At 55.7% G+C, this 26052-nt stretch carries 21 protein-coding genes; 14 read left to right on the plus strand and 7 right to left on the minus strand.

The features are described from left to right. The first annotated feature begins 11 nt into the window (after window positions 1–11). Window positions 12–2291, plus strand: coding sequence for an ATP-dependent Clp protease ATP-binding subunit ClpA (clpA, locus tag ACNT1W_RS10510; RefSeq protein WP_012006106.1), 2280 nt, complete (start codon window positions 12–14; stop codon window positions 2289–2291). Between the two features lie 212 nt (window positions 2292–2503). Here clpA and infA read toward each other — a convergent pair whose 3' ends face one another. The 7 genes from infA to trxB form a co-directional block, all read right to left on the minus strand. Beyond that, window positions 2504–2722, minus strand: a complete 219-nt coding sequence (gene infA, locus ACNT1W_RS10515) for a translation initiation factor IF-1 (RefSeq protein ID WP_002211347.1) — start codon at window positions 2720–2722, stop codon at window positions 2504–2506. A 106-nt stretch (window positions 2723–2828) separates the two neighbouring features. Next, complete coding sequence (gene aat, locus ACNT1W_RS10520) at window positions 2829–3554, minus strand: leucyl/phenylalanyl-tRNA--protein transferase (RefSeq protein ID WP_012006107.1); 726 nt, start codon at window positions 3552–3554, stop codon at window positions 2829–2831. Window positions 3555–3584: 30 nt separating this feature from the next. Further along, window positions 3585–5321, minus strand: coding sequence for a heme ABC transporter ATP-binding protein/permease CydC (cydC, locus tag ACNT1W_RS10525; RefSeq protein WP_012006108.1), 1737 nt, complete (start codon window positions 5319–5321; stop codon window positions 3585–3587). 2 nt (window positions 5322–5323) lie between these two features. Then, window positions 5324–7090, minus strand: coding sequence for a heme ABC transporter permease/ATP-binding protein CydD (gene cydD, locus ACNT1W_RS10530; protein WP_419246747.1), 1767 nt, complete (start codon window positions 7088–7090; stop codon window positions 5324–5326). Between the two features lie 176 nt (window positions 7091–7266). After that, window positions 7267–7884: a glutathione transferase GstA gene (gene gstA / locus ACNT1W_RS10535; RefSeq protein WP_218215979.1), complete on the minus strand. Its 618-nt coding sequence runs from the start codon at window positions 7882–7884 to the stop codon at window positions 7267–7269. A gap of 96 nt (window positions 7885–7980) precedes the next feature. Continuing rightward, entirely contained in the window at window positions 7981–8862 is an 882-nt protein-coding gene (locus ACNT1W_RS10540; protein WP_218215981.1) for a LysR family transcriptional regulator, read from the minus strand. A 77-nt stretch (window positions 8863–8939) separates the two neighbouring features. Further along, the gene (gene trxB / locus ACNT1W_RS10545; RefSeq protein WP_012006112.1) at window positions 8940–9911 is read right to left on the minus strand and encodes a thioredoxin-disulfide reductase; all 972 of its coding nucleotides are present in this window, start codon (window positions 9909–9911) and stop codon (window positions 8940–8942) included. Between the two features lie 666 nt (window positions 9912–10577). Here trxB and lrp point away from each other — a divergent pair. The 13 genes from lrp to ACNT1W_RS10610 all read left to right on the plus strand — a co-directional run bounded on the left by lrp (window position 10578) and on the right by ACNT1W_RS10610 (window position 26027). Further along, entirely contained in the window at window positions 10578–11072 is a 495-nt protein-coding gene (lrp, locus tag ACNT1W_RS10550) for a leucine-responsive transcriptional regulator Lrp (protein ID WP_004928318.1), read from the plus strand. A gap of 120 nt (window positions 11073–11192) precedes the next feature. Next, the gene (locus ACNT1W_RS10555) at window positions 11193–14771 is read left to right on the plus strand and encodes a DNA translocase FtsK 4TM domain-containing protein (RefSeq protein ID WP_419246748.1); all 3579 of its coding nucleotides are present in this window, start codon (window positions 11193–11195) and stop codon (window positions 14769–14771) included. Between the two features lie 198 nt (window positions 14772–14969). After that, on the plus strand, window positions 14970–15581 hold the full coding sequence (lolA, locus tag ACNT1W_RS10560; protein ID WP_037421903.1) for an outer membrane lipoprotein chaperone LolA: 612 nt from the start codon (window positions 14970–14972) through the stop codon (window positions 15579–15581). A gap of 7 nt (window positions 15582–15588) precedes the next feature. Continuing rightward, window positions 15589–16932, plus strand: coding sequence for a replication-associated recombination protein A (locus tag ACNT1W_RS10565; protein ID WP_419246749.1), 1344 nt, complete (start codon window positions 15589–15591; stop codon window positions 16930–16932). Window positions 16933–17042: 110 nt separating this feature from the next. Next, the gene (serS, locus tag ACNT1W_RS10570; RefSeq protein WP_017892260.1) at window positions 17043–18335 is read left to right on the plus strand and encodes a serine--tRNA ligase; all 1293 of its coding nucleotides are present in this window, start codon (window positions 17043–17045) and stop codon (window positions 18333–18335) included. A gap of 270 nt (window positions 18336–18605) precedes the next feature. Continuing rightward, window positions 18606–21059, plus strand: a complete 2454-nt coding sequence (gene ynfE, locus ACNT1W_RS10575) for a selenate/tellurate reductase subunit YnfE (RefSeq protein ID WP_419246750.1) — start codon at window positions 18606–18608, stop codon at window positions 21057–21059. A gap of 10 nt (window positions 21060–21069) precedes the next feature. Further along, window positions 21070–21687 carry a DMSO/selenate family reductase complex B subunit gene (locus tag ACNT1W_RS10580; protein WP_012006118.1) on the plus strand — a complete coding sequence of 206 codons (618 nt, stop codon included), beginning with the start codon at window positions 21070–21072 and terminating at the stop codon, window positions 21685–21687. 1 nt (window position 21688) lies between these two features. After that, a complete protein-coding gene (locus ACNT1W_RS10585; protein WP_012006119.1) occupies window positions 21689–22549 on the plus strand; it encodes a dimethyl sulfoxide reductase anchor subunit family protein in 861 nt (286 codons plus the stop codon). Between the two features lie 49 nt (window positions 22550–22598). Continuing rightward, window positions 22599–23216 carry a Tat proofreading chaperone DmsD gene (gene dmsD, locus ACNT1W_RS10590; RefSeq protein WP_419246751.1) on the plus strand — a complete coding sequence of 206 codons (618 nt, stop codon included), beginning with the start codon at window positions 22599–22601 and terminating at the stop codon, window positions 23214–23216. Window positions 23217–23513: 297 nt separating this feature from the next. Next, the gene (locus ACNT1W_RS10595; RefSeq protein ID WP_012006121.1) at window positions 23514–23972 is read left to right on the plus strand and encodes a DMT family transporter; all 459 of its coding nucleotides are present in this window, start codon (window positions 23514–23516) and stop codon (window positions 23970–23972) included. 11 nt (window positions 23973–23983) lie between these two features. Beyond that, complete coding sequence (locus tag ACNT1W_RS10600; RefSeq protein WP_012006122.1) at window positions 23984–24427, plus strand: DMT family transporter; 444 nt, start codon at window positions 23984–23986, stop codon at window positions 24425–24427. Next, window positions 24417–25598 carry a questin oxidase family protein gene (locus tag ACNT1W_RS10605; RefSeq protein ID WP_419246752.1) on the plus strand — a complete coding sequence of 394 codons (1182 nt, stop codon included), beginning with the start codon at window positions 24417–24419 and terminating at the stop codon, window positions 25596–25598. The genes ACNT1W_RS10600 and ACNT1W_RS10605 overlap by 11 nt, the downstream gene beginning before the upstream one ends. Before the next feature lie 12 nt (window positions 25599–25610). Next, complete coding sequence (locus tag ACNT1W_RS10610) at window positions 25611–26027, plus strand: NUDIX hydrolase (RefSeq protein WP_012006124.1); 417 nt, start codon at window positions 25611–25613, stop codon at window positions 26025–26027. Window positions 26028–26052 lie beyond the last annotated feature (25 nt).

Genomic DNA, 26052 nt, shown 5'->3' on the forward strand with positions numbered 1-26052 from the left:
GGGAGGTGCTTATGCTCAATCAAGAACTGGAACTCAGTCTCAACATGGCTTTCGCCAGAGCGCGTGAGCACAGACACGAGTTTATGACCGTGGAGCACCTGTTGCTGGCGTTACTCAGCAACCCTGCCGCGCGGGAAGCGCTTGAGGCATGTACGGTGGACCTGGCCGCATTACGCCAGGAACTCGAAGCCTTTATCGAACAAACCACGCCGACGCTGCCCGCCAGCGAAGAAGAGCGCGACACTCAGCCGACGCTCAGCTTCCAGCGCGTACTGCAGCGTGCGGTATTCCATGTACAATCTTCCGGCCGCAGCGAAGTCAGCGGCGCCAACGTGCTGGTGGCAATTTTCAGCGAGCAGGAGTCGCAGGCGGCTTACCTGCTGCGCAAACACGACGTCAGTCGTCTTGACGTAGTGAACTTCATTTCACATGGCACACGTAAAGACGAGCCGGGCCAAGCGCCGAATGCGGAAAACCCGGTGAATGAAGAGCAGTCCGGAGGGGAAGACCGTATGGAAAACTTCACCACCAACCTCAACCAACTGGCCCGGGTGGGCGGTATCGATCCCTTGATTGGCCGTGGTCCTGAGCTGGAGCGTGCCATTCAGGTGTTGTGCCGTCGCCGCAAGAATAACCCGCTGTTGGTGGGTGAGTCCGGCGTGGGTAAAACCGCGATTGCCGAAGGGCTGGCCTGGCGCATCGTGCAGGGCGACGTCCCGGAAGTGATGGCGGACTGTACGCTGTATTCGCTGGATATAGGATCGTTGCTGGCCGGTACCAAATACCGCGGCGATTTCGAGAAACGCTTCAAGGCCCTGCTGAAACAGTTGGAGCAGGACAAGAACAGCATCCTGTTTATCGATGAGATCCACACCATCATCGGTGCCGGAGCGGCTTCCGGTGGGCAGGTAGATGCCGCCAACCTGATCAAACCGCTGCTTTCCAGCGGCAAGATCCGGGTCATAGGTTCGACCACCTATCAGGAATTCAGCAACATCTTTGAAAAAGATCGCGCCTTGGCCCGTCGCTTCCAGAAAATCGACATTATCGAGCCGACGCCGGAAGAGACCATTCAGATCATCAACGGCCTGAAAACCAAGTACGAAGCGCACCACGATGTGCGTTATACCGCGAAAGCGGTGCGTGCCGCGGTTGAGCTGTCGGTGAAATACATCAACGACCGTCATCTGCCGGACAAGGCTATCGACGTGATCGACGAGGCGGGGGCTCGCAGCCGGTTGATGCCGGTCAGCAAGCGCAAGAAAACCGTTAACGTTTCTGACATTGAGTCGGTGGTGGCGCGTATCGCACGTATCCCGGAAAAAACCGTGTCGGCGAGCGATCGCGATGTGTTGAGAAGCCTGGGTGACCGTCTGAAAATGCTGGTATTTGGCCAGGATCAGGCGATTGAAGCGCTGACCGAGGCAATCAAGATGAGCCGTGCGGGTCTGGGCCACGATCGCAAGCCTGTCGGTTCCTTCCTGTTTGCCGGGCCAACCGGGGTCGGGAAAACCGAGGTTACGGTACAGCTGGCGAAGGCGATGGATATCAAACTGCTGCGCTTTGACATGTCCGAGTATATGGAACGTCATACCGTTAGCCGTCTGATTGGCGCGCCTCCGGGCTATGTCGGCTACGACCAGGGTGGTCTGCTGACCGACGCGGTGCTCAAGCATCCGCACTCGGTCGTACTGCTCGATGAAATCGAGAAGGCGCATCCGGACGTGTTCAACCTGCTGCTGCAGGTGATGGACAACGGGACCCTGACCGACAACAACGGCCGTAAGGCGGACTTCCGCAACGTGATCCTGGTGATGACCACCAACGCTGGGGTGCGCGAGACAGAACGTAAATCGATCGGCCTGGTCCAGCAGGACAACAGCACCGACGCGATGGAAGAGATCAAAAAAGTGTTCACGCCGGAATTCCGTAACCGTCTGGACAATATTCTTTGGTTCAACCATCTGTCGACCGAGGTGATCCAGCAGGTTGTCGATAAGTTTATCGTCGAACTGCAGGCGCAGCTGGATGCGAAGGGCGTGTCGCTGGAAGTGAGTGACGAAGCGCGTGACTGGCTGTCAGTGAAAGGCTACGACCGTGCGATGGGCGCTCGTCCAATGGCGCGTGTGATGCAGGAAAACCTGAAGAAACCGCTGGCTAACGAACTGCTGTTCGGCTCGCTGGTGGACGGCGGCTCGGTGAAGGTCGAGTTGGACAAGGAAAACCAGAAACTGACTTATCAATTTATCAGCGCGTCAATGCGCAAGGCGGACGAGGGTGCGGTGCACTAAGTCTGGGGTCAGATTCAGATAAAGAAAAAGCGATGCTTCGGCATCGCTTTTTTTATGGGTGAAAATCATCACCACAACAGAAATGATTGAGCCCTCTCAGTTTACCTGCGCACCTGCAACTCGATGTTGAACGTTGCTACGGGGGTAAACGGAAAGGGCTCCGGAGGCATTACATCCTCGGTGCCGCCATCGGCTGGCGACGAGTGAGCCGATTAACGGCTACGGAAGACAATGCGGCCTTTGCTCAGGTCGTACGGGGTCAGCTCTACAGTGACTTTGTCGCCCGTCAGGATGCGGATGTAGTTCTTGCGCATTTTACCGGAGATATGTGCGGTTACCACGTGCCCGTTTTCTAACTCAACGCGGAACATGGTGTTCGGCAGCGTATCAAGAACGGTGCCCTGCATTTCAATATTGTCTTCTTTGGCCATCGAATCCTCTAGGTCTAACTACCTTAGTTTTTAACCGGCAAGATAATGCCGAAAAACCCACATTATGTAAAGAAGTGTCGGTGAACATTGCACCGTTTCCGCAAAATTAGTTTGTTGGGGAGGGTGGTTCAACCTGCTGTGGGGGTAACACTTGCGGTGCCCAGCATTCTGGCGCTAATGGCTTGCGCTGAAGTTGGCTGAGCTGCTGCAAAAATTGTCTTCGGGGGATCTCTTTCGCTCCCAGCGTGGCAGTGTGAGCGTTAAGCACCTGACAGTCAATCAATTCTCCGCCATAAGCGGCAAAATGGCGGCAAAAAGTCATCAGGGCGCACTTGGAAGCGTTGGTGGTACGGCTAAACATGGATTCGCCACAAAACAGCGCACCCTGAGCCACGCCGTACATGCCGCCGACCAGTTCGTCGCCCTGCCATACCTCGATTGAATGGGCGAAGCCAAGGCGGTGCAGATGCAAATAGGCGCGCTGTACTTCCGGGCCAATCCAGGTGCCTTCTTCCGGTCGATCGGCGCAGGCGGCGATCACCGCCGCAAAGTCGTGATTCAGCGTCACGCGAAAGGGGTTACTGCGCAGAAAGCGTTTCAGACTGCGGCTGATATGGCGCTCGGCCGGGAACAGCACCGCGCGTGGGTCCGGCGACCACCACAGAATGGCTTCCCCCGGTGAAAACCAGGGGAAAATGCCGCGTTCATAGGCGGCCAGCAAGCGCGGCGCTGTTAAATCACCGCCAATCGCCAGCAGACCGTTAGGATCGCGCAGCGCGCCCTCAGGAGAGGGGAACGCCAGTGAATGCGGTGACAGCTTAACTATGCGCATAAAAGGTCTCAGCGTCCTCTACAGGCCATTTTACAGCGGTATGCCACTGATGCGTTGGCGGAACCGGGCATAACGCCCCTGTTGACGCATCAGGGTGAGATGATCGCCTTGCTCAACAATCTGGCCGCCGTCCATCACGCAGATACGGTCCATGTGCTCCAGCCCATACAGACGGTGGGTCACCAGGATCAGCGTTTTACCCCGACAGTGCCGGCGTAGCAGCGCCAGGATCTGCTGTTCGGTTTCGGCGTCCAGGCCTTCGGTCGGTTCATCGAGCAACAACAACGGCGCCTGATGCAACAGCGCACGGGCAATGCCCAGACGGCGCTGCTCACCGCCGGAAAGCTGGCGACCGCCATCTCCCAGCCAGGCGTTCAGCCCTTCGTTGTCCAGCAGCTTGTCCAGGCCGACCTGCTGCAATACTTCGCGCAATTGTTCATCGGTCGCTGCAGGCGCGGCGATGCGCAGGTTTTCGCGCAGCGTATCGCTGAAAATATGCACCCGCTGGCTGACCACGGTAGTCATCTGGCGCAGCGTGGTTTCATCGTAAGCACTCAGTGGCTGGCCATTGAGCAGCACCTGGCCGCTGTCGGCGTTCCAGGCGCGGGTTAGCAACTGCAGCAGGGTCGATTTGCCACAGCCGGTACGCCCGAGCAGCGCAATGTGTTCACCGGCGGCAATCTCCAGCGAGACATCCTGCAATACCGGCAGCGGCTGGTCGGGGTAAGTGAAAGTGAGTTGCTGCAGGCTCAGTGTGGCAAGGTTCTCGGTCGCCGGACCATGGGCCGGGAAGGTCACTTCCGGCTGTCGGTCGATGACCTGCTTCACCCGCGTGGCGGAAGCGATCACCTGACCCAGATGCTGGAAAGCACCGGCCACCGGCATCAGCGCTTCAAATGAGGCCAGCGCGGCAAACACGAACAGCGCAATCAGCGCACCGGGTTGGCTGTCGCCGCCGATTCCGGCCGCGGTGAGCCACAGCATCAAAGTGACCGTCAGGCCACTGGCCAAAATCATCAGCGCCTGTGCCATGCCACCCAGAGAAGCCTGTTGCCATTGACGGCGCTGCCAGCGCTGCTCGGTGGCATCCAGACGGGTACGGAAGCTTTCAACGGCACCGAACACCACCAGCTCGGCCTGGCCCTGCAGCCAGGCGGTCAAATCGGTACGGTACTGACCGCGCAGTGCGGTCAACTGACCGCCAATCGGCTTACCTGCACGATAAAACACCGGTGGCACCAACAGCAGTAACAACAGCAGAATGCCGCCCAGTGTCAGGGCCAGAGTTGTGTCCAGCCAGCTCAGGCCATAGGTCACCACCACAATCACCGCGGCGGCGCTGACCAGCGGCGAGATCACCCGCAGGTACAAATGATCCAGCGTATCGACATCCGCCACCAGGCGATTAAGCAGATCCGCCTGGCGGAAGCGAGCAATACCGCCCGGCGACAGCGGCAGGATCTTTTTAAAGGTAAATACCCGCAGATGGGACAGCACGCGGAAAGTGGCATCGTGGCTGACCACGCGTTCGGCGTAGCGCCCGGCGGTGCGGAAAATGGCGGCGCCCCGCACACCGGCAGCAGGCAGCATGTAGTTGAAGGTAAACAAACCCGCCAGCCCGGCGAGGGCAGAGGCGGCGAGGAACCAGCCGGACAGGGCCAGCAGGCCGATGCTGGCCAGCAGCGTGACGATGGCCAGCACGATGCCTAAACAAATCAGCAGGCTGTGACGACGGTATAGCGCCAGAAATGGCAGCAAAACGCGCATGATTAGAGATCCCCGCTGCGGTGTGCGATCAGATTGGCAAACAGGCCCGGTTGAGCACTCAGCGTGGCGTAATCGCCTTGCTGAACGATCTGTCCACCTTCCATCACCCAAATCTGGTCGTAATCTTCGGTATCTTCCAACTGGTGGGTGACCAGCAGGGTGGTTTGCTGGTGTGAGGCGACATTCAGCGCCTGCATCACCCGCCGTTCACTGTGGGCGTCAAGACTGGCGGCCGGTTCATCCAGCAGCAGCAAACGACGCGGACTGATCAGCGCCCGGGCTACGGCCACGCGTTGAGCCTGGCCGACGGATAAGCGGGCGGCGTTATCGCCCACCTCAGTCTCTAATCCCTGCGGCAGATGCGGCAGTATCTCACCGACGTAGGCTTGCTCCACCGCCTGTTGCAACTGATCTTCGCTGGCCTGCGGGTTCCCCAGCAGAATATTGGCCCGCAGCGTCTGAGCCGGCAGGTGCGGGTTCTGACCTACCCAGCCAAGCTGCTGACGCCAGCCTTCGGCCGCCAATTCGCGCAGTTCGGTTCCATTGACGGTTAATGAACCGCGATAGGGCAGAAAGCCGAGCAGCAGATTTAGTAGCGAGCTTTTACCGGCGCCGCTTAACCCGACCAGGGCAATGCGCTGGTTCGCGGGCAGGGTGAAGCTTAGTGGCCCGGCCAGCAGCACGCCATTCGGTGACAGGATCTCGAGATCCTGCGCCTGTAGTTCCAGCGGCGCATCGGTATCAAGCCGTTGCGTGCCGCTGCCCATTTGCTCGCCTTCGGCGCTGAGGAAGGTTTCCAGCGCTTCTGCTGCGCCCACCGCCTGTGCCTTGGCGTGGTAGAAGGCCCCCAGGTCACGCAGTGGCTGGAAGAACTCCGGCGCCAGGATCAGCACCAGAAAACCGGCGAATAGCGTAACGCCGGTGCCGTAACTGCCAAAATTAAGTTCGCCAAGGAAAGAGAAACCAAAATAGACCGCCACCACGGCGATGGAGATAGAGGCAAAGAACTCCAATACGGCCGATGATAGAAACGCCAACCGCAGCACTTCCATGGTGCGGCTGCGGAAGTCCTCGGACGATTTGGCGATCTGCGCAGTTTCTGCCTCAGCCCGGTTGAACAGGCGCAGCGTATCCAGCCCGCGCAGGCGGTCGAGGAAATTACCGCTCAGCCGTGCCAACGCTACAAAGTTACGACGGTTGGCATCGGCGGCCCCCATACCGACCAGCGCCATAAACATCGGGATCAGCGGGGCGGTGGTCAACAGGATCAGACCGGCAGCCCAGTTTATCGGGAAGACGGTAATCAGGATCAGCACCGGGATAAACACCGCCAGGTACATCTGCGGCAGATAGCGGGAGTAGTAATCCTGCATATCTTCGATTTGTTCGACGATGATGCTGGCCCAACTGCCGGCCGGCTTGCCCTGGATCCAGGCCGGGCCGAGCTGTTGCAGTTTATCCAACACCTGTTGGCGCATACGCTGGCGGATCACCTGCCCGCAGATAAAACCGACGCGTTCGCGCAGCCAACTCAACACCGCCCGCAATGTGAAGGTGGCAGCCAGCCAGATAAACCAGGGGAGTAGTTGTTCACGCGGGGCGTGTTCGATAATCAGGGCGTGGAGCAGGGCGGCCAACAGCCATGCCTGTGCGACAATCAAAATGCCGCTTATCAGCCCCAATAACATGGAAAGGCGCAACCAACGCTGCGCCAGGGTGCTCTGAGTTTTGAGCCAACGGGTTAACTGTTGCTGTCTGGTTTTTTTCATCAGTTTTTAGTCTGCGTCGCCGGTGCCTGTGGTTACAGGTAAGGTTAACGTACTGTTAAAAAAAGTGTTTGCCCCAACCTGAAGCGAACAAGTGAAGGCCAATGTTACCTCTTCACCCGGCAGACTGAAAATAATAAAGCGGTCAAATAGCGGTATAACAGACGGCGGCTCCCGGGTTATTCCACCTCCTGACTTGCTGCTTCCGCGGCCAGGGCGGTTTGTACGGATTCGCGGCGGGTGATCAACGCCATATAACGGGTTAACGATGGCCAGTCTTTTAGTTCGATGGAAAACTGGGACATCCAACGCAGCACGGTAAATAAATAGGCATCCGCTACGCTAAAACATTCACCCAGCAGGAAAGGTTGTTCGTTCAGCGCCTGGGCAAGGTAATCGAGGCGGCGACGCAGTTTGTCGCGAAACAGCGTTTTGGTTGCTTCCGGCAGTGCCGAGTTGAACAACGGACTGGAACCCGAGTGGATCTCGCTGGTAATGAAGTTCAGCCATTCCTGTAAACGCACCCGTTCGAAAGACTCGCCAGGTGGGGCCAGTGCGGCGTCGGGGCGCAGATCTGCCAAATATTGCACGATGGCAGCACCTTCGGTAATCACCCGCCCGTCATCCAGCATCAGGGCGGCGACGTAGCCTTTGGGATTCACCTGAAAAAAGTCCCGGCCGTCGGCGCTGCGTTTGGTGCGGTTATTGACTCTGATCAGTTCGAACGGCAATCCCAGCTCGCGTAAAACAATGTGTGGGGAGAGCGAACAGGTGTCGGGTGCAAAGTAGAGTTTCATGGCAGTTCCTGCGCTAAGAAGCGAAATTGCTTGAACGTCAGAATGCCGTCGGCGCTGCCCACTGAATAATTAAAATATCAGAAACCTGTTATCAGCTCAGCTACTGACGGGCAGGTGCTGCTGTAGATATTGCAGCAGGGTCTGTACCGGCGCTGAAGCCGCGCTGCCAAACGAACAGACCAGGCCAAAATGACGATAAAGCGGCGTAGCCAAAGGCAACGCGCAAATACCTGAGAGATCGGTCGGTATCACCGAGGCTGGAATCAACGATACACCGGCGTCTTCCCGAACCAGCGTCAGGGCGGTGTTCCAGTCACTGACGGTGATACGTACATCGGTTAATACCAACCCGGCCTGCTGTGCCAACAGTTGCGCATTGAGATTGCAGCCGCCGGTAGCCAGCACAAACGGCTGTTTGGCCAGTGTGCTGAACTCCACCGGTTGCCGCCCCCTGGCCAGTGGATGATGACTGGCGGTCACGGCCAGCCACAGGTCTTGCCCCAATGGGTAGCTTTGTCGTTCTCTATTTGGGTTCAACACCACACCGACGTCGGCGGTTTCCAGTGCCAACCAGTTTTCCACTTCCTGGTCGGTACCTTCCAATTGAACCAGTTCAATCGCAGGATAGCGACGGCGGAATTTACGTAATAACGGCGGCAGTAACAGGGAGAATGCGGAGGGGAAACTGGCCAGGCGAATCTTTCCGGCGTGCGCGCTTTGTGCCCGCTGCGCGTAGTGTTGGATTGCCTCCAGCTCGGCCAGCATGGCGCGGGCGTGAACGACAATTTGTTCACCACTCTGGGTAAGCGCAACGCTGTGCGGCAGGCGAACCAACAGCAAGGTATTCAGCGCATCTTCCAACTGAGCGATGGCCTGACTGGCGGCGGATTGGGTCATGCCGCATTGGCTTGCCGCCTGGGTGATTTTACCGCTGTCGGCTACCGCAACCAATAAACGCCAATGGAGAAGATTGTGCATCGAATCACCGTCCGACTTAACTTACAGGAACAAAAAAAGCGGCTGTGATAGCCGCTTTTCAAAATGACAGTGTGTGGTTACAGCACTTCTGCGCCGGCAATGCCGTCCAGATAACGCTCAGCGTCCAGCGCTGCCATACAACCGGTCCCGGCAGAGGTGATCGCCTGACGGTAGATGTGATCCATCACGTCGCCGGCGGCGAACACGCCTGGAATGGTGGTCTGGGTGGCATTACCGTGAATACCGGACTGCACCTTGATGTAGCCGTTTTCCAGCTCCAGCTGACCACCGAAAATGCTGGTGTTCGGGCTGTGGCCGATGGCGATAAACACGCCGGCCAGTTCCAGTTCCTGCGTTTGGTCTTCCGCTTTGGTGCTACGGATACGTACGCCGGTAACGCCCATTTGATCGCCCAGCACTTCGTCCAGAGTGTGGTCGGTGTGCAGCACGATGTTGCCGTTTTTCACTTTCTCCATCAGCCGGTTGATCAGGATCTTTTCTGAACGGAAGCTGTCACGGCGGTGAATCAGGTGAACTTCGGCCGCGATGTTGGACAAATAAAGCGCTTCTTCCACGGCAGTGTTGCCACCACCGACCACCGCGACTTTCTGATTACGGTAGAAGAAACCGTCACAGGTGGCACAGGCAGACACGCCCTTGCCTTTGAAAGCTTCTTCGGTAGGCAGGCCAAGGTAACGGGCCGATGCGCCAGTGGCGATAATCAGTGCATCACAGGTGTATTCGCCGCTGTCGCCAAACAGGCGGAACGGACGGTTCTGCAGGTCAACGCTGTTGATGTGGTCAAACACAATCTCTGTCTGGAATTTTTCAGCATGCTCGCGCATACGCTCCATCAACGCCGGGCCGGTCAGGCCTTCGGCATCACCCGGCCAGTTTTCCACTTCGGTGGTGGTGGTCAACTGACCCCCTTGCTCCATACCGGTAATCAATACCGGGCTCAGGTTGGCGCGCGCTGCGTAAACTGCGGCGGTATAACCCGCCGGGCCGGAGCCCAGGATCAATAATTTGCTGTGTTTAGCCGTGCCCATGAATACCCTCTTTTCCCACAATGGCGGACAATGGATCCGATTGTAGGGAAAACGCAGCATTAAAAAAAGCGTCAGGGGATGTTGTTAACGATTTGTTTGATAGCCTTTCCCTATTAATTATTAAATTGCTGCTAAAGCGAGCGTAAAATGCAGCAATTTAACTTATGGAAGCCACTCAGCGCCGCTCCCTGCGCCATTGACTGGAAACAGCCCATTAGCGGCTTGGGGTGCCTTGACTGCGGGCTTTTCAAGCCAGCGATTCATAACTAAAAACGGGGTGCTAACTTTTCATGACGGTACGTTCTTCTGATTTTGCTTCTTTTACTTTGACAATCCGCTGCGCATTTGCGAAAACATCATAGGAAGAAGAAATTATCCCTGTCCCTACAGTAAATCGTACGTATTTACAGCGTTGGTGCGGAATTTTGCGCCGTTGCTGAAGCTTCGTGTGGCAGGTGAGGGGACACCGTGCAAGCGGGGGGAATTCTTCTTGCGATAACGTCATTTAAAAACCTGGTGCAGAGTTGACAGACAGGCTGCACAAGGGGTGATGATGGTAGTGAAGCATATGACAGGCATTGGGTCTTCGCTTGGAACGAACCCTTACACATTGACGTTGGTTGGGGTGTGGCAAGTGCAGGGAAGAAAATAAGAGAGACAATAATAATGGCAGACAATAAGAAACGCCCGGGTAAAGATCTCGACCGTATCGACCGCAACATCCTGAACGAACTGCAGAAGGATGGGCGTATTTCGAACGTTGAGCTTTCCAAGCGCGTGGGGTTATCCCCAACCCCATGTTTAGAACGTGTGCGCCGCCTCGAGCGCCAGGGTTTTATTCATGGTTATACCGCTTTGCTCAACCCGCATTATCTGGATGCGTCCCTGCTGGTCTTCGTAGAAATCACGTTGAACCGCGGTGCGCCGGATGTGTTTGAGCAATTCAACTCGGCAGTACAGAAACTTGAAGAAATTCAGGAGTGTCATCTGGTGTCCGGTGATTTCGACTATCTGTTGAAAACCCGCGTGCCGGATATGTCGGCTTACCGTAAGTTGCTCGGTGAAACCTTGCTGCGTCTGCCGGGGGTTAACGACACCCGTACGTACGTGGTAATGGAAGAAGTGAAACAGAGTAACCGTCTGGTTATCAAAACACGGTAGGGTGCAGGTGCAAAACCTGATTAAATTGGTTACACTCCTGTTTATTCATACAGTTTCGGCGCCGGGGAAGCTTCTCGGCGCTGTTGCTATGTCAGCTAACAGGAACCTGGAGAGCCTTTCTTGAGCCAGGAATATACAGAAGATAAAGAAGTTACCTTGAGAAAACTCAGCAGCGGCCGCCGTTTGCTCGAAGCTGTGTTGATTGTGGTAGCCATTTTTGCCATTTACCTCATGGCTGCCTTGGTCAGTTTCAATCCATCTGACCCAAGCTGGTCGCAGACCGCGTGGCATGAGCCAATTCATAACCTGGGCGGTGGCGTCGGGGCCTGGATGGCCGACACATTGTTCTTCACCTTCGGGGTACTCGCCTATGCGATACCGCCGATCATGCTGGTGTTGTGCTGGGCGGCTTATCGTCAGCGCAGCGGCGGCGAATACATCGATTATTTTGCGCTTTCACTGCGCCTGATCGGCACGTTGGCGCTGGTGCTCACTTCGTGTGGCCTGGCGGCATTGAATGTCGACGATCTCTATTACTTCGCCTCCGGCGGTGTGATCGGCAGTTTGCTGAGCAACGCCATGTTGCCGTGGTTCAACGGTATTGGTGCCACCCTGGGGCTGCTGTGCGTTTGGGCTGCGGGGCTGACACTGTTTACCGGCTGGTCCTGGCTGGTGATCGCCGAGCGTATCGGCGGCGTGGTGCTGGGGACGGCGACCTTTATGACCAACCGTTCACGCCGTGAAGACCGTTATCACGACGATGACGACCGTTACGTCGAAGAGCAACCCGAATCTGCAGACAAGGAAGCCGCGCTTGCTGCGGCTACCACAGCGACGGCGGCCAATGCAGCGGAAGATGACGTATTGTTCTCAGCGCCTTCGGTCACGGAAACCGCGAAAATGGCGGCGGAAGATGCCGAAGATCCGTTGCTCAGCGGCCTGCGGGCTCATGATGACGAAGATGCGGATATCGTACCGGTTGCGCCAGCGCCAGCCAGCGCACCTGCCACAGCGGCACCTGTTGTCGCTCAGGCACCGTCGGTTACTGCGGCACCGGCGGCTCCGGCCTCGGTGAACCAGCATCCGATGAGCGCGGTAGCGGAAAACACCGCGCCGCCGCTGTACTCGTTTGAAATCCCTGAAGAGACACCAACGCCGAAGACGACGCGCCCGGTCGACCCTTACCGGGATGACGATGAGCCTCGTATGGGGAATTGGGATGCTCCGGCCGTATCGCCGTCGCACGACCGCTCTCCATTTGATTTCTCTGCCGCACAACGTGATCATGTTGATGTCAGTGCTCCGGCCGGTTTCAGTGCCGCCGAGCCTGCCGTTTCACCGTTTGGCAGCGCGAAGCCTCAGGCACCCGCCGCAGCGACGGCAATTGCCGGTGCTGTTGCCGCCAATACCTTTATGCCGGCCTTTACCGCCACCAGTGACGCGAACTCGCAGGTGAAACAAGGCCTCGGCCCTGAATTGCCGCGCCCGAACCCGGTGCGTATTCCGACCCGGCGTGAGCTGGCTTCCTACGGCATCAAGCTGCCTTCGCAGCGTATGGCCGAACAGGAACAACGCACCCGTGAGGACGACGAGCCATTGCAACAGGCTGATAATCTTTCGCAAGATGATGAAGCCCTGCAGGAAGCAGCCTTGCGCCAGGCGTTTGCCGAGCAGCAAAGCCAGCGTTACGGCGGGGAGCCTGAGGCAGATAATCTGGATGATGAAGCTGCTCTGCAGGAGGCCGCGCTGCGTCAGGCATTTGCCGACCAGCAAAGCCAGCGCTATGGCCAGCCAGCCGCCGCGCCATCGGTGGCGCCAACTACGCCGGTAGATACCCGCAATGCGTTCGGCTTCTCGCCGATGGATGATTTGGTTGATGATGGCCCGGTTGAGCCACTATTCACCCTGTCGCCGCAGATGGAAGAACGTATTGAGCTGCAAAGCGAGCGTGAAGATGATGTGCCGTTCGGTCAGTTTGAGCCAGCCGCGCCGGTTTATCCGTCGCAGCCTCAGACCCCACCGGTACAACAACCTTATCAACCTGCGCAGCCTGCTTATCAACAACCGCAGCAGCAACCGGTCGTGCAGCAACAGCCGCCTGCCTATCAGCAACCAGTGGCGCAACCGGAGCCTGCCGCTGTGCAGCAGCCGGCGATGGACAGCCTGATCCACCCGTTCCTGATGCGTAACGAAATGCCGTTGCAAAAACCGACCACGCCGTTGCCGACGCTGGATTTGCTGACCGAAGCCCCGAAAGAGGTGGAGCCGGTGGATTCCTTCGCGTTGGAACAAAAGGCGCGTTTGGTGGAAGCCAGCCTGGCCGATTACCGGGTGAAAGCCGACGTGGTCGATATTTTGCCAGGCCCGGTCATCACCCGCTTCGAGCTGGATTTGGCTCCGGGCGTCAAGGCTGCGCGTATTTCCAACCTGTCGCGCGACCTGGCGCGTTCACTGTCAACCTCGGCGGTACGTGTGGTTGAAGTGATCCCCGGCAAGCCTTACGTCGGGTTGGAACTGCCTAACGTCAAACGTCAGACGGTGTATCTGCGCGAAGTGCTGGACTGCCCGGCGTTCCGCGATAATCCGTCACCATTGGCGATCGTCCTGGGTAAAGACATTTCCGGCGAGCCGGTGGTGGCCGATTTGGCGAAAATGCCACACTTGCTGGTAGCGGGGACCACCGGTTCCGGTAAATCGGTTGGGGTCAATGCCATGATCCTGAGCATCTTGTATAAGGCCACGCCGAAAGAAGTGCGCTTTATCATGATCGACCCGAAAATGCTGGAACTGTCGGTGTATGAAGGCATTCCGCACCTGTTGACGGATGTGGTAACCGACATGAAAGACGCCGCTAACGCCCTGCGTTGGTGTGTCGCCGAGATGGAGCGTCGCTACAAGCTGATGTCTGCACTGGGCGTGCGTAATTTGGCCGGTTATAACGAGCGCGTCGATCAGGCGGAAGCCATGGGGCGTCCGATCCCGGATCCGTTCTGGAAACCGACCGACAGCATGGACATGACGCCGCCGGTACTGGAGAAAGAGCCTTATATCGTGGTGATGGTCGACGAGTTTGCCGATCTCATCATGACGGTCGGTAAAAAGGTTGAGGAATTGATCGCTCGTCTGGCGCAGAAAGCGCGTGCGGCGGGGATCCACCTGGTGCTGGCAACCCAGCGTCCGTCGGTGGATGTGATCACTGGCCTGATCAAGGCCAACATCCCGACCCGTATCGCCTTTACCGTGTCCAGCAAGATTGACTCCCGTACTATCCTCGATCAGGGCGGCGCTGAATCCCTGTTGGGGATGGGTGACATGCTGTATCTGGCCCCTAACTCCTCGATTCCGGTCCGTGTGCATGGTGCATTTGTGCGCGATCAGGAAGTGCATGCGGTGGTTAAGGATTGGAAAGCGCGTGAGCGACCTCAATATAAAGAGGGTATCCTCAGCGCCGGTGACGACGGTGAGGGTGGAACTGGCGGCGGTCTGGACGGTGACGAAGAGCTGGATCCGCTGTTTGATCAGGCGGTGGAGTTTGTGGTGGATAAACGCCGTGCCTCTATCTCCGGCGTACAGCGCCAGTTCCGCATCGGTTATAACCGCGCCGCGCGTATCATCGAACAGATGGAAGCGCAGGGCATCGTCAGCGAGCAGGGGCACAACGGCAACCGCGAGGTGCTGGCACCGCCACGGCATGACTGATGAAGTTTTAATCGTTGTTATATAATCATAAAAGGGCCGCTTAGCGGCCCTTGTGCAAAGAAGCGTAAACCCATCGGCTTCTCGGAACATTGGCCTATCTGCCGGCGAATGGCTTCGGGTAGAGTGAAGGTGTTGGGGTTCATTTGACCCGCACGGCACCGCCTTGCGGTTAACGCATTTCATAAGGTATCTGGAATAATGAAAAAACTGTTAGTTGCCTGTTGTCTGCTTTCGGGATTCGCTTCCACCTCCGTGCTGGCCGACGCCGCGCAGGATTTGCAAAGTCGCCTGGCGAAAGTGAACAGTTTCCACGCCAGCTTCTCCCAGACCGTGACCAGCAGCGATGGCGCTGCGGTACAGCAGGGTGAAGGTGAACTTTGGGTGAAGCGTCCCAACCTGTTTAACTGGCACATGACCTCGCCGGATGAGAGCGTGCTGGTATCAGACGGTCAGACCCTGTGGTTCTACAACCCCTTTGTTGAGCAGGTGACCGCCACCTGGCTGAAAAATGCCACCGGCAATACGCCGTTTATGCTGATCACCCGCAATAACGCCAATGACTGGAAACAGTACAACGTTAAACAGAAGGGTAATGATTTCGAGCTGACGCCAAAATCCAGCAGCGGTAACCTGAAACAGTTCGCCATCAGCGTGGATAACAGCGGCACTATCCGCAGTTTTGCCGCGGTTGAGCAGGACGGCCAGCGCAGCTCTTACACGCTGAAAAGCCAGCAGAATGTTGCTGCCGATGCCAGCAAATTTAAATTTACCCCGCCGAAGGGGGTGACGCTGGACGACCAGCGCCAGTGAGGTCCGCGTGAGTAATATGTCGCTCGATTTTTCCCAGAATGAATTCCAGCCGTTGGCCGCGCGGATGCGGCCGACCACGCTGGCACAGTATATCGGCCAGCAACATCTGCTGGCCGCCGGCAAGCCTTTGCCGCGTGCAATCGAGGCGGGGCAACTGCACTCGATGATTCTGTGGGGGCCACCGGGCACCGGGAAAACGACGCTGGCAGAATTGATCGGTCGTTATGGTCAGGCGGACGTCGAGCGTATTTCTGCCGTCACGTCCGGGATCAAAGAGATCCGCGAGGCGATCGAGCGTGCACGCCAAAACCGTGACGCCGGTCGCCGCACTATCCTGTTTGTCGATGAGGTCCATCGCTTCAACAAAAGCCAGCAGGATGCCTTCCTGCCGCACATTGAAGACGGCACCATCACCTTTATCGGCGCCACCACCGAAAACCCGTCTTTTGAGCTTAACTCGGCGCTGTTGTCACGAGCCCGTGTTTATTTGCTGAAGGCACTGACCGCCGAAGATATCAGCCAGGTGCTGGATCAGGCGATGCAGGACAGCAGCCGGGGCTTTGGCGGCCAGAATATCGAATTGCCGGAAGAGACGCGCCGCATGTTGTCGGAGCTGGTTGGCGGCGACGCTCGTCGGGCGCTGAACAGCCTGGAGATGATGGCGGACATGGCGGAGATCAACGCCAAAGGCATTCGCGTGTTGACGCCGGAATTACTGAAAGAGGTCTCTGGCGAACGCAGTGCGCGTTTCGATAATAAAGGCGACCGCTTTTACGATCTGATCTCGGCGCTGCATAAATCGGTGCGTGGTTCAGCGCCGGATGCTGCGTTGTACTGGTATGCACGTATTATTACCGCCGGGGGCGATCCACTGTATGTGGCGCGCCGGTTGCTGGCGATTGCTTCTGAAGATGTGGGTAATGCCGACCCGCGTGGCATGCAGGTAGCCATTGCGGCCTGGGACTGCTTTACCCGCGTCGGCCCGGCGGAGGGCGAAAGGGCGATTGCTCAGGCTATCGTCTATTTGGCCTGCGCGCCAAAAAGCAACGCGGTTTACACGGCCTTCAAAGCGGCAATACGTGATGCCAAAGAGATGGCTGATTATGATGTACCCGAGCATCTGCGCAATGCGCCAACCAAGCTGATGAAGGAAATGGGGCTGGGTGCAGAATATCGTTACGCTCACGATGAGCCCAATGCCTATGCCGCCGGCGAGGATTACTTCCCATCCGAAATGGCCAGGACGCGTTACTATCATCCAACCACGCGCGGGCTGGAAGGTAAAATCGGTGAAAAGCTGGCATGGCTGGCTGAGCAGGATCAAAATAGCCAGACAAAACGCTACCGCTAGCGTTGCCGTTGCGGTAAGGTTAGCGGGTATCACTCTTCCTTTATACGGCTATAAATTCAGCCGAATAAAACATCAAATTTTCTTTCAATAACAATAAGCACAGGATTAGCATGCTCGATCCCAATCTGCTGCGTAATGAGCTAGACGCAGTCGCCGTCAAACTGGCTCGCCGAGGCTTTAAACTCGATCTGGATCTGCTGCGTTCTCAAGAAGAGCGTCGCAAAGTTCTGCAGGTAGAAACCGAAACGCTGCAGGCAGAACGTAACTCCCGATCGAAATCCATCGGCGCGGCTAAAGCGCGCGGGGAAGACATTGAGCCGCTGCGTCGCGAAGTAAACGAACTGGGTGACAAGCTGGACACGGCCAAGGCCGCGCTGGATCAGCTGCAGGCTGAAATCCGTGACTATGCGTTGGCGATCCCGAACCTGCCTGACGATGAAGTACCAGACGGTAAAGACGACAGCGATAACCTGGAAGTCAGCCGCTGGGGCGAGCCGCGCCAGTATGATTTCGCGGTACGCGATCACGTCGATCTGGGCGAAATGGCCGGTGGTCTGGACTTTGCCGCTGCGGTAAAACTGACCGGTTCACGCTTTGTGGTGATGAAAGGGCAAATTGCCCGTATGCACCGCGCGTTGTCCCAGTTCATGCTGGATCTGCATACCGAACAACACGGCTACCAGGAAACTTACGTTCCTTACCTGGTTAACCATGCCACACTGTTCGGTACCGGCCAGTTGCCGAAATTTGGTGAAGACTTGTTCCACACCAAACCGCTGGAAGAAGAATCCGACAGCAGCAACTACGCACTGATCCCAACCGCAGAAGTGCCATTGACCAACCTGGTGCGCGACGAGATCCTGGAAGAGGAATCTCTGCCGCTGAAGATGACTGCGCATACGCCTTGTTTCCGTGCCGAAGCCGGTTCTTATGGCCGTGACACCCGTGGTTTGATCCGCATGCACCAGTTCGACAAAGTTGAGATGGTGCAGATCGTCCGTCCGGAAGACTCGATGGCTACGCTGGAAGAGCTGACCGGTCATGCAGAGAAAGTGCTGCAGTTGCTGAACCTGCCATACCGCAAAATGTTGCTGTGTACCGGTGACATGGGCGCAGGCTCGTGCAAGACCTATGATCTGGAAGTGTGGCTGCCGGCGCAGGACACTTACCGTGAGATCTCATCCTGCTCCAACATGTGGGATTACCAGGCACGCCGCATGCAGGCCCGTTGCCGCAGCAAAACCGAGAAGAAGCCGCGCCTGGTGCATACGCTGAACGGTTCTGGTCTGGCAGTAGGTCGTACGCTGGTCGCAGTGCTGGAAAACTACCAGCAGGCTGATGGCCGTATTCAGGTTCCGGAAGTATTACGCCCATATATGGGTGGCCTGGAATACATCGGTTAACGATTTAGTTATGTTACGAAAAGCGCCTGCGGGCGCTTTTTTTATAAGAAAATTATTACCCCTTTGTTCGAAAGCCTTTTTTCTTTCAGATACTTCCCCCGCTTTATTGATAGCAGACAAAGTTCACTACTCACTTCTGAGTAATATCCACTCAGAGAGGAGGGTTTTTGTTCAGGCTCATCAGCAGACACCGCATCTGTCTCCTCTGTTCGCCGCCTTGAGTGAAGGGCATGACGTTTATCAATACCAGGGTAAAACGTGGAGTGAGTTATGTCGGAAAACAAAACAAACCGTCAGGAGTCTGGGGGATTCAGTCGCCGCACGTTGGTAAAATCCAGCGGTATCGTCGGGCTGGCGCTGGCCGTCGGTGGCATAGCATTGCCATTTAGTCGCCGCGCATTAGCGGTTTCAATTAGCGAAAGTGTGCTGCAAGCCTCGCAGGACAAAGTGGTCTGGGGCGCCTGTTCAGTTAACTGTGGCAGTCGCTGTGCCTTGCGTTTACACGTCCGCGACGACGAAGTGTATTGGGTCGAAACCGATAACACCGGTCTGGATGAATACGGCGACCATCAGGTTCGAGCCTGTTTACGCGGCCGCTCTATTCGTCGCCGTATGAACCATCCTGACCGCTTGAATTATCCCATGAAACGCGTCGGTAAGCGTGGTGAAGGCAATTTCAAACGTATCAGTTGGGACGAAGCTTATGACGCCATCGCCAACAATCTGAAGCGTATTGTCGAACAGTACGGCAACGAAGCGGTATATATCAATTACACCTCAGGTATTGTCGGCGGCAATATCACCCGCTCATCGCCAAATGCCTCGCTGGTCGCCCGTCTGATGAATTGCTATGGCGGTTACCTTAGCCAATACGGTACTTACAGCACTGCGCAAATTGCCTGCGCCATGCCTTACACCTATGGCAGCAATCTGGGCAACAGTACTTCGGATATTGAAAACAGCAAATTGGTGGTGATGTTCGGTAACAACCCGGCCGAGACGCGAATGAGCGGGGGCGGCATCACCTATTATCTGGAGCAGGCACGCGAACGCTCCAATGCGCGGATGATTGTTATCGATCCACGTTATACCGATACCGCCGCCGGGCGTGAGGATGAATGGATCCCGATTCGCCCAGGCACGGATGCGGCATTGGTCGCCGGACTGGCACATGTGTTGATCAACGAGAATTTGGTCGACCAGCCGTTTCTGGATCGGTATTGCGTTGGCTACGACGAAAAAACCTTACCCGCCGACGCCCCGACAAATGGCCACTACAAGGCTTACATTCTTGGGTTGGGTGACGATGGCGTCGAGAAAACGCCGCAGTGGGCGGCGAAAATTACCGGTATTCCGGCAGCGCGCATTATCAAACTGGCGCGCGAAATCGGCAGCGCCAAACCGGCCTATATCTGCCAGGGCTGGGGGCCTCAGCGGCAGGCCAATGGTGAACTGACCTCGCGTGCCATCGCCATGCTGCCGATCCTGACCGGCAATGTCGGCATTAATGGCGGCAACAGCGGCGCGCGTGAATCAACCTATACCATTACCATTGAGCGTATGCCGGTATTGACCAACCCGGTCAAAGCGCAGATCTCCTGCTTTAGCTGGACCGATGCCATTGTACGGGGCCCGGAGATGACCGCCAGGCGTGATGGGGTGCGTGGCCAGGAAAAACTGAACGTGCCGATCAAGTTCATCTGGAACTATGCCGGTAACACCATCACCAATCAGCACTCTGACATCAATAAAACCCACGATATTTTGCAGGACGATTCTCAGTGCGAAATGATCGTGGTGATTGAGAACTTTATGACCTCGTCGGCGAAATATGCCGATATTCTGCTGCCGGACCTGATGACCGTTGAACAGGAAGATATCATTCCCAACGACTATGCCGGCAACATGGGGTATCTGATCTTTATTCAACCCGCCACCGCCGCCAAATTTGAACGTAAGGGCATTTATGAAGTGCTGAGTGAAGTGGCGCGCCGTTTAGGGCCAGAAGTACATCAGAAATTCACCGAAGGGCGTACCCAGGCGCAGTGGCTGCAGCATTTATACGCCAAAATGCAGGCGCGGGATCCGCTGCTGCCGGGCTATGAAGCGTTGCGTAGCATGGGGATCTACAAGCGTAAAGATCCCAATGGCCATTTCGTGGCTTATAAAAATTTCCGTCAGGATCCCGAAGCGAACCCGTTAAAAACGCCGTCCGGCAAGATAGAGATCTATTCCAGCAGGTTGGCCGAGATCGCCAACGACTGGCAGCTGGAGAAAGACGAAACCATCAGTCCGTTACCGGTTTATGCCTCGACCTTTGAAGGTTGGGACGATCCGCTGCGTAACACCTACCCGCTGCAAATGTTTGGTTTCCACTACAAGGCCCGCACCCATTCCTCGTACGGCAATATCGATGTTCTGCAGGCGGCTTGCCGCCAGGAGGTGTGGATCAATCCATTGGATGCTCACTCTCGGGGCATCATCGCCGGCGACCAGGTGCGGGTATTCAATGGACGTGGTGAGGTCCGTGTCGAAGCCAAGGTGACGCCGCGCATCATGCCGGGTGTGGTCGCTATGGGGCAGGGAGCCTGGCATCAGGCCAATATGAGTGGCGATCGGGTCGACCACGGCGCCTGCATGAATACCCTGACCACCCACCGGCCTTCGCCGTTGGCCAAGGGGAATCCGCAGCATACCAATCTGATCCAAATCGAAAAGGTATAAGGGGTAGCCAATGACTCAGCAATATGGATTCTTTATCGATTCAAGTCGTTGCACCGGCTGCAAAACCTGCGAACTGGCCTGCAAAGACTATAAAAACCTGACGCCGGACGTCAGCTTCCGCCGCGTCTACGAATATGCCGGAGGTGATTGGCAACAGGATGGCGAAGGCTGGCAACAAAACGTGTTTGCCTATTACTTGTCGATCGCCTGCAACCATTGTGAAGATCCAGCCTGTACCAAAGTGTGCCCGACCGGTGCGATGCACAAACGGGAAGACGGTTTTGTGGTGGTGAATGAAGAGGTGTGCATTGGATGCCGCTATTGCCATATGGCCTGCCCGTACGGCGCACCACAATACAATGCAGCCAAAGGACACATGACCAAATGTGATGGTTGCCATGAACGGGTGGCGGAGGGCAACAAGCCTATTTGCGTGGAGTCCTGTCCGCTACGGGCACTGGACTTTGGCCCAATCGAACAATTACGGCAGCAGCATGGCACCCTGGCACAGATGGCTCCGCTGCCGGCGGCGCATTTTACCCGGCCGAGCATAGTGCTGAAACCCAATGCCAATAGCCGGCCATGTGGCGATACCACGGGCTATTTGGCCAATCCGAAGGAGGTTTAATATGGGCATGGGATGGCATGAATGGCCGCTGATGCTGTTTACCGTATTGGGGCAATCAGTGGTGGGAGCGACCTTGGTCATGGCGGGGGCGGTGATCGGTGGCAATCTGAACGAACAGCAGGGCCGGGCAGTTCATCGCTCAATGTTCTGTTTGTGGTTGCTGATGGGCATCGCTTTTGTCGCTTCTACGCTACATCTTGGGTCACCGTTACGCGCGTTCAACTCGTTAAACCGCATTGGCGCTTCGGCGTTGAGCAACGAAATTGCCAGTGGCGCGTTGTTCTTTGCCGTCGGTGGTTTTTATTGGCTGCTGGCGATACTGGGCAGAATGCCACCGGCGTTGGGTAAAGTGTGGCTGTGGGTGACCATGGCGCTGGGCGTGGTCTTTGTTTACGCCATGACGCGGGTGTATCAAATCGATACTGTGCCAACCTGGCATAACGGTTACACTACGCTGAACTTTTTCCTGACGACGCTGATCTGCGGGCCGTTGCTGGGCGTTTTATTGCTGCGTGCGGCTGGATTAGCGGTATCAGCCCGCTATTCACTGGCTATTCTTAGCGTGGTGGCACTGTTGGCAAGCCTGTGTGCGGTGATGATGCAAGGCTATGAGTTGGCCAGTATCAATAGCTCGGTACAGCAGGCCTCCACGCTGATCCCGCAATATGGCCAGTTAATGGTTGGGCGGCTGGTGTTGGTGGTGTCAGGTTTAGGCTGTTGGATTTGCCCACTGTTGCGCCGGGGTAACGCGAGCGTGATGGGGATGGTTTTAGGTTTGATTTTGGTTATCGCCGGTGAGTTGGTAGGCCGTGGTGTGTTCTACGGCCTGCATATGACCGTTGGCATGGCGGTAGCCGGTTAATATTGTAGTCAGGCACAGTTCGCTGTGCCCTTAATAGGATCCTTGATTTATGACGCTTGAAAATATCGCTTTAACGGGCCGGGTGCTGGGTGTGTTGTTGTATGCACCGCCAGAAAGTGAAGACGGTCAACAGCTGTTGGCAACCTTGTCTGAATCTGAGTGGGTCAAAGAGTGGCCGTATGGCGACGCCGAGCAGTTGCAGACGGCGGCAGCACTGATTTCCACCGGCATTGAAGATAAACAAGAGGAGTCGTTGGCAGAGGCTTACCAACGTCTGTTTGTCGGGCCTGACACCTTACCGGCTCCGTTATGGGGTTCGGTGTATCTGGACAAAGAGAACGTGCTGTTTGGCAATTCCACTTTGCGTCTGCGCAGGTGGTTGCGTTCCAATGGTATCGACGCGCAACACGATCGCAATGAGCCGGAAGATCACATCGGTACTTTGTTGATGATGGTGGCATGGTTAGCCGAAGAGCGTCAGGGCGGGTTGGTGGAGCAATTGCTGACCAAACATTTGCTGCCTTGGGCACCGCGCTATCTGGAATTGCTGCAGGCGAATGCGCAACATCCTTTCTATCAGGGGCTGGCGCAATTGGCGCAGATCACTCTGAGCGCCTGGGCTGCCGAATGCTCTGCTGAAGTTGAATCTTTAGAACTGCATTTCTGATACAAAGGAACGGCCGCCAAAGCTGGCGGCCGTTCCTGGTTTACCCTCTACATCGAGCCATAAAAGGGCTGGTTATCGCCAGTGCCTCACCCCCTCTGTTCCATCATCAATTCCCCGAATGTTTAAGTTTAATGAATTATTAAATCAATCTTAACATTCCATTGACATGCTTTATCGATGGGTGTAGTTTTTTTTGCGGATTATATGAGTAAAAGCTTCTTGGCATCGTTCTTAGGCTTTGCTGTACAAGGATTGTAAAATCACCTTAGTGGTTTTTTAATGCGCAGGTTACACATTATGATAGGCAATTTTAAAAATATTTTTATCGCTATACTTAGCGGTTTTTTTCTTACCTTAATGTTTCAAGCCAACAGCGCTCTGTCTGAACAAACCTCTTCTGTCGTCGCCTCTTGGGTGGCTCACGGTATTGGCATGTTGAGTTCATTGCTGCTTATTCTATTATTTGTTAAAAAAAATCCTCAGGAATCGAATAATAAACCACAGAAACGATCCTGGTGGCTCTATCTTGGCGGCATTCCCGGAGCCTTTACCGTCATTTTGGCTACGATGGCAATTAACGGTGGCATTCCTCTCTCCAGCACAATTTCTCTTGGCCTGGTTGGGCAATTATTATTCGGGTTTGTCTCAGATCACTTTGGTTTATTCGGCTCACAAAAACGAAAAATGACTCGCAGTAGCCTTTATATCTCTGCTCTGATTATTTCCGGCTGTTTTCTTATTATCTATAGCCTTTAGGGAGCGATGACGTGGATACGCTTATTTTTATTGCCCTGTTAAACGGGATGATTATTAGCTCTGCCAGGGTTATTAATGGCCAACTGAGTGCCTCTATTGGCGCATTTCGCACCTCCTTATGGAATCACTCGGTGGGGTTCTTATTTCTGACCCTGTTGGTGGCGGCGTTTTACTGGCAACAGCTAGGGCAGTTCCATTGGGCTCAAGTTCCGGCCTATGCCTGGGTTGGTGGCGGGTGTGGCGCACTGTTCGTGGCAACCAGCAGCTACGTGTTCCCCAAAATGGGGGCGCTAAATACTTCGGTATTAATTATTGGCGGTCAGATGTTCTCGGCCGTGCTGTTTGATGTGATTAATCAAGGTGGGCGCAGTCATCTCATTCAGCTATTGGGAGTGGCATTGATCACCATTGGGATCATCCTATCGACACTCGAGAAATATCATCATGATAAATGAACTGTTAGATGATCAGCGATACGACATAGAGTTTAACGGGCATCTCACCAATCATGTTAAACATGCCGTTATCGCCTTGTCTGGGTTGGGCGTGCCTGAGGAGCGTATCGCCTGGTATTACCGGCGCTATGCCGCCATGACGCCTTACGGTATGGGGTTGGAGCCACCAAGAAAAGCCAGGTACCAGATTGATAGCGCGAACTGGCGTAGCCTGCGGGGCAAACGAAGCAGCTTTAGCGCCTATTGCGACTTTTTCCGGCAGCAGATACGTGAGCAGGGACGTGAACAGGTGCTTGCCAGCTACCTGCCGGAACTGATTGACGGTTGGGTGGGCTCGTTGACGCATGGCACCATTCATCTGGGTTGGGCGTTGCTGGCCGAGCATGAGGTGATGATCGTCGAAGGCTTGGCCTATATGGCCTATTCGTACGTACCCTGCCATCATCGACGCTCCCAATACGACTCACGTCTTGGGGAGCCAAGGGTCTTTGACTCTGTGCTACGTTTGGCGAACTGCTGGCAGCAACGGCGGGAAGAGATGCTGGCCTGGCAGAGCGCGGTTATTGAAACGCCGGCTGAGGAAATCAAGGCGCGTATCCATCCTGAATTACAGCGTTCCGGGCTGCAATATCGCATCGCCTGCGTATTGGAACAGGGCCATGAAGAGATTTATCGCCAGCCGGAGTGGCTGACACAACAGAGCCTCGAGCAGGTGTGGGCGCAATTCTATCAGACGGTCACATTAATCTACCTGACCACGCCGGGGAATTTTCTGCTGCTGCACCTGTTGACGTCTTTGTTGGCCATGGAACAAATCGCCAGGCATTTACCCGAGCAAGAGGCGCGCGACGTGCTTTGCAGCTACTGGGTCGGGATGCAGTGCATGTTGTTTGCTACCGATAGTTTGGCTCACCCCGATAAGTTACAATCTCTCCAGCATCTTTATGCCGATGAATATGACGATATCCGCGATCCGCTATGGGAACGCGAGTGGCAGCAGCTCACCGCGCGAGCCGTGGAGGAGGAAGAGGAGCATAATCCAAAACTGGTTTATGTGATGAAACTGCTATGGTTGCGCACCAAATGCACCTTGTACCGCGCCACCGCACACCAGTTCACCACAACTCCCCAATTGCCGCCGTCGTTTGAGCATGCACCTAACCTGGAGTGAGAGGTCAACAGAGTGAATAACCGTCCTGCTACAAAATTTATTGATAAATTAGGCTGGGTATATATTCAGGATAAAAAAGTCCTGATGGCTCGTTCGTATAACAAGACGACGTTTTATATTCCTGGCGGCAAGCGGGAAATCGGAGAGAGCGATCGCGAGGCTCTTACCCGAGAAATTAAAGAAGAACTTTCCGTTGATTTAATTAATGACAGTATTATTTCATTGGGCGAATTCCATGGGCAGGCCGATGGTAAACCCGCTGACGTAATGGTGAAAATACATTGTTTTACTGCCGACTTTATTGGTGAAGTCAAAGCCAGTGCCGAAATAGAAGAAGTTTCCTGGTTGACCCATGCGGACTGCCATCTCTGTTCCGAAGCGGCGGTAAAAGTATTGAGCGAGCTAAAGGAAAGGCATCTTATCGACTGATTATTCCCTGTTGATATTGATAAGT

This window comes from Serratia sp. NFX21 (assembly GCF_048517035.1).
Lineage (GTDB): Bacteria > Pseudomonadota > Gammaproteobacteria > Enterobacterales > Enterobacteriaceae > Serratia > Serratia quinivorans.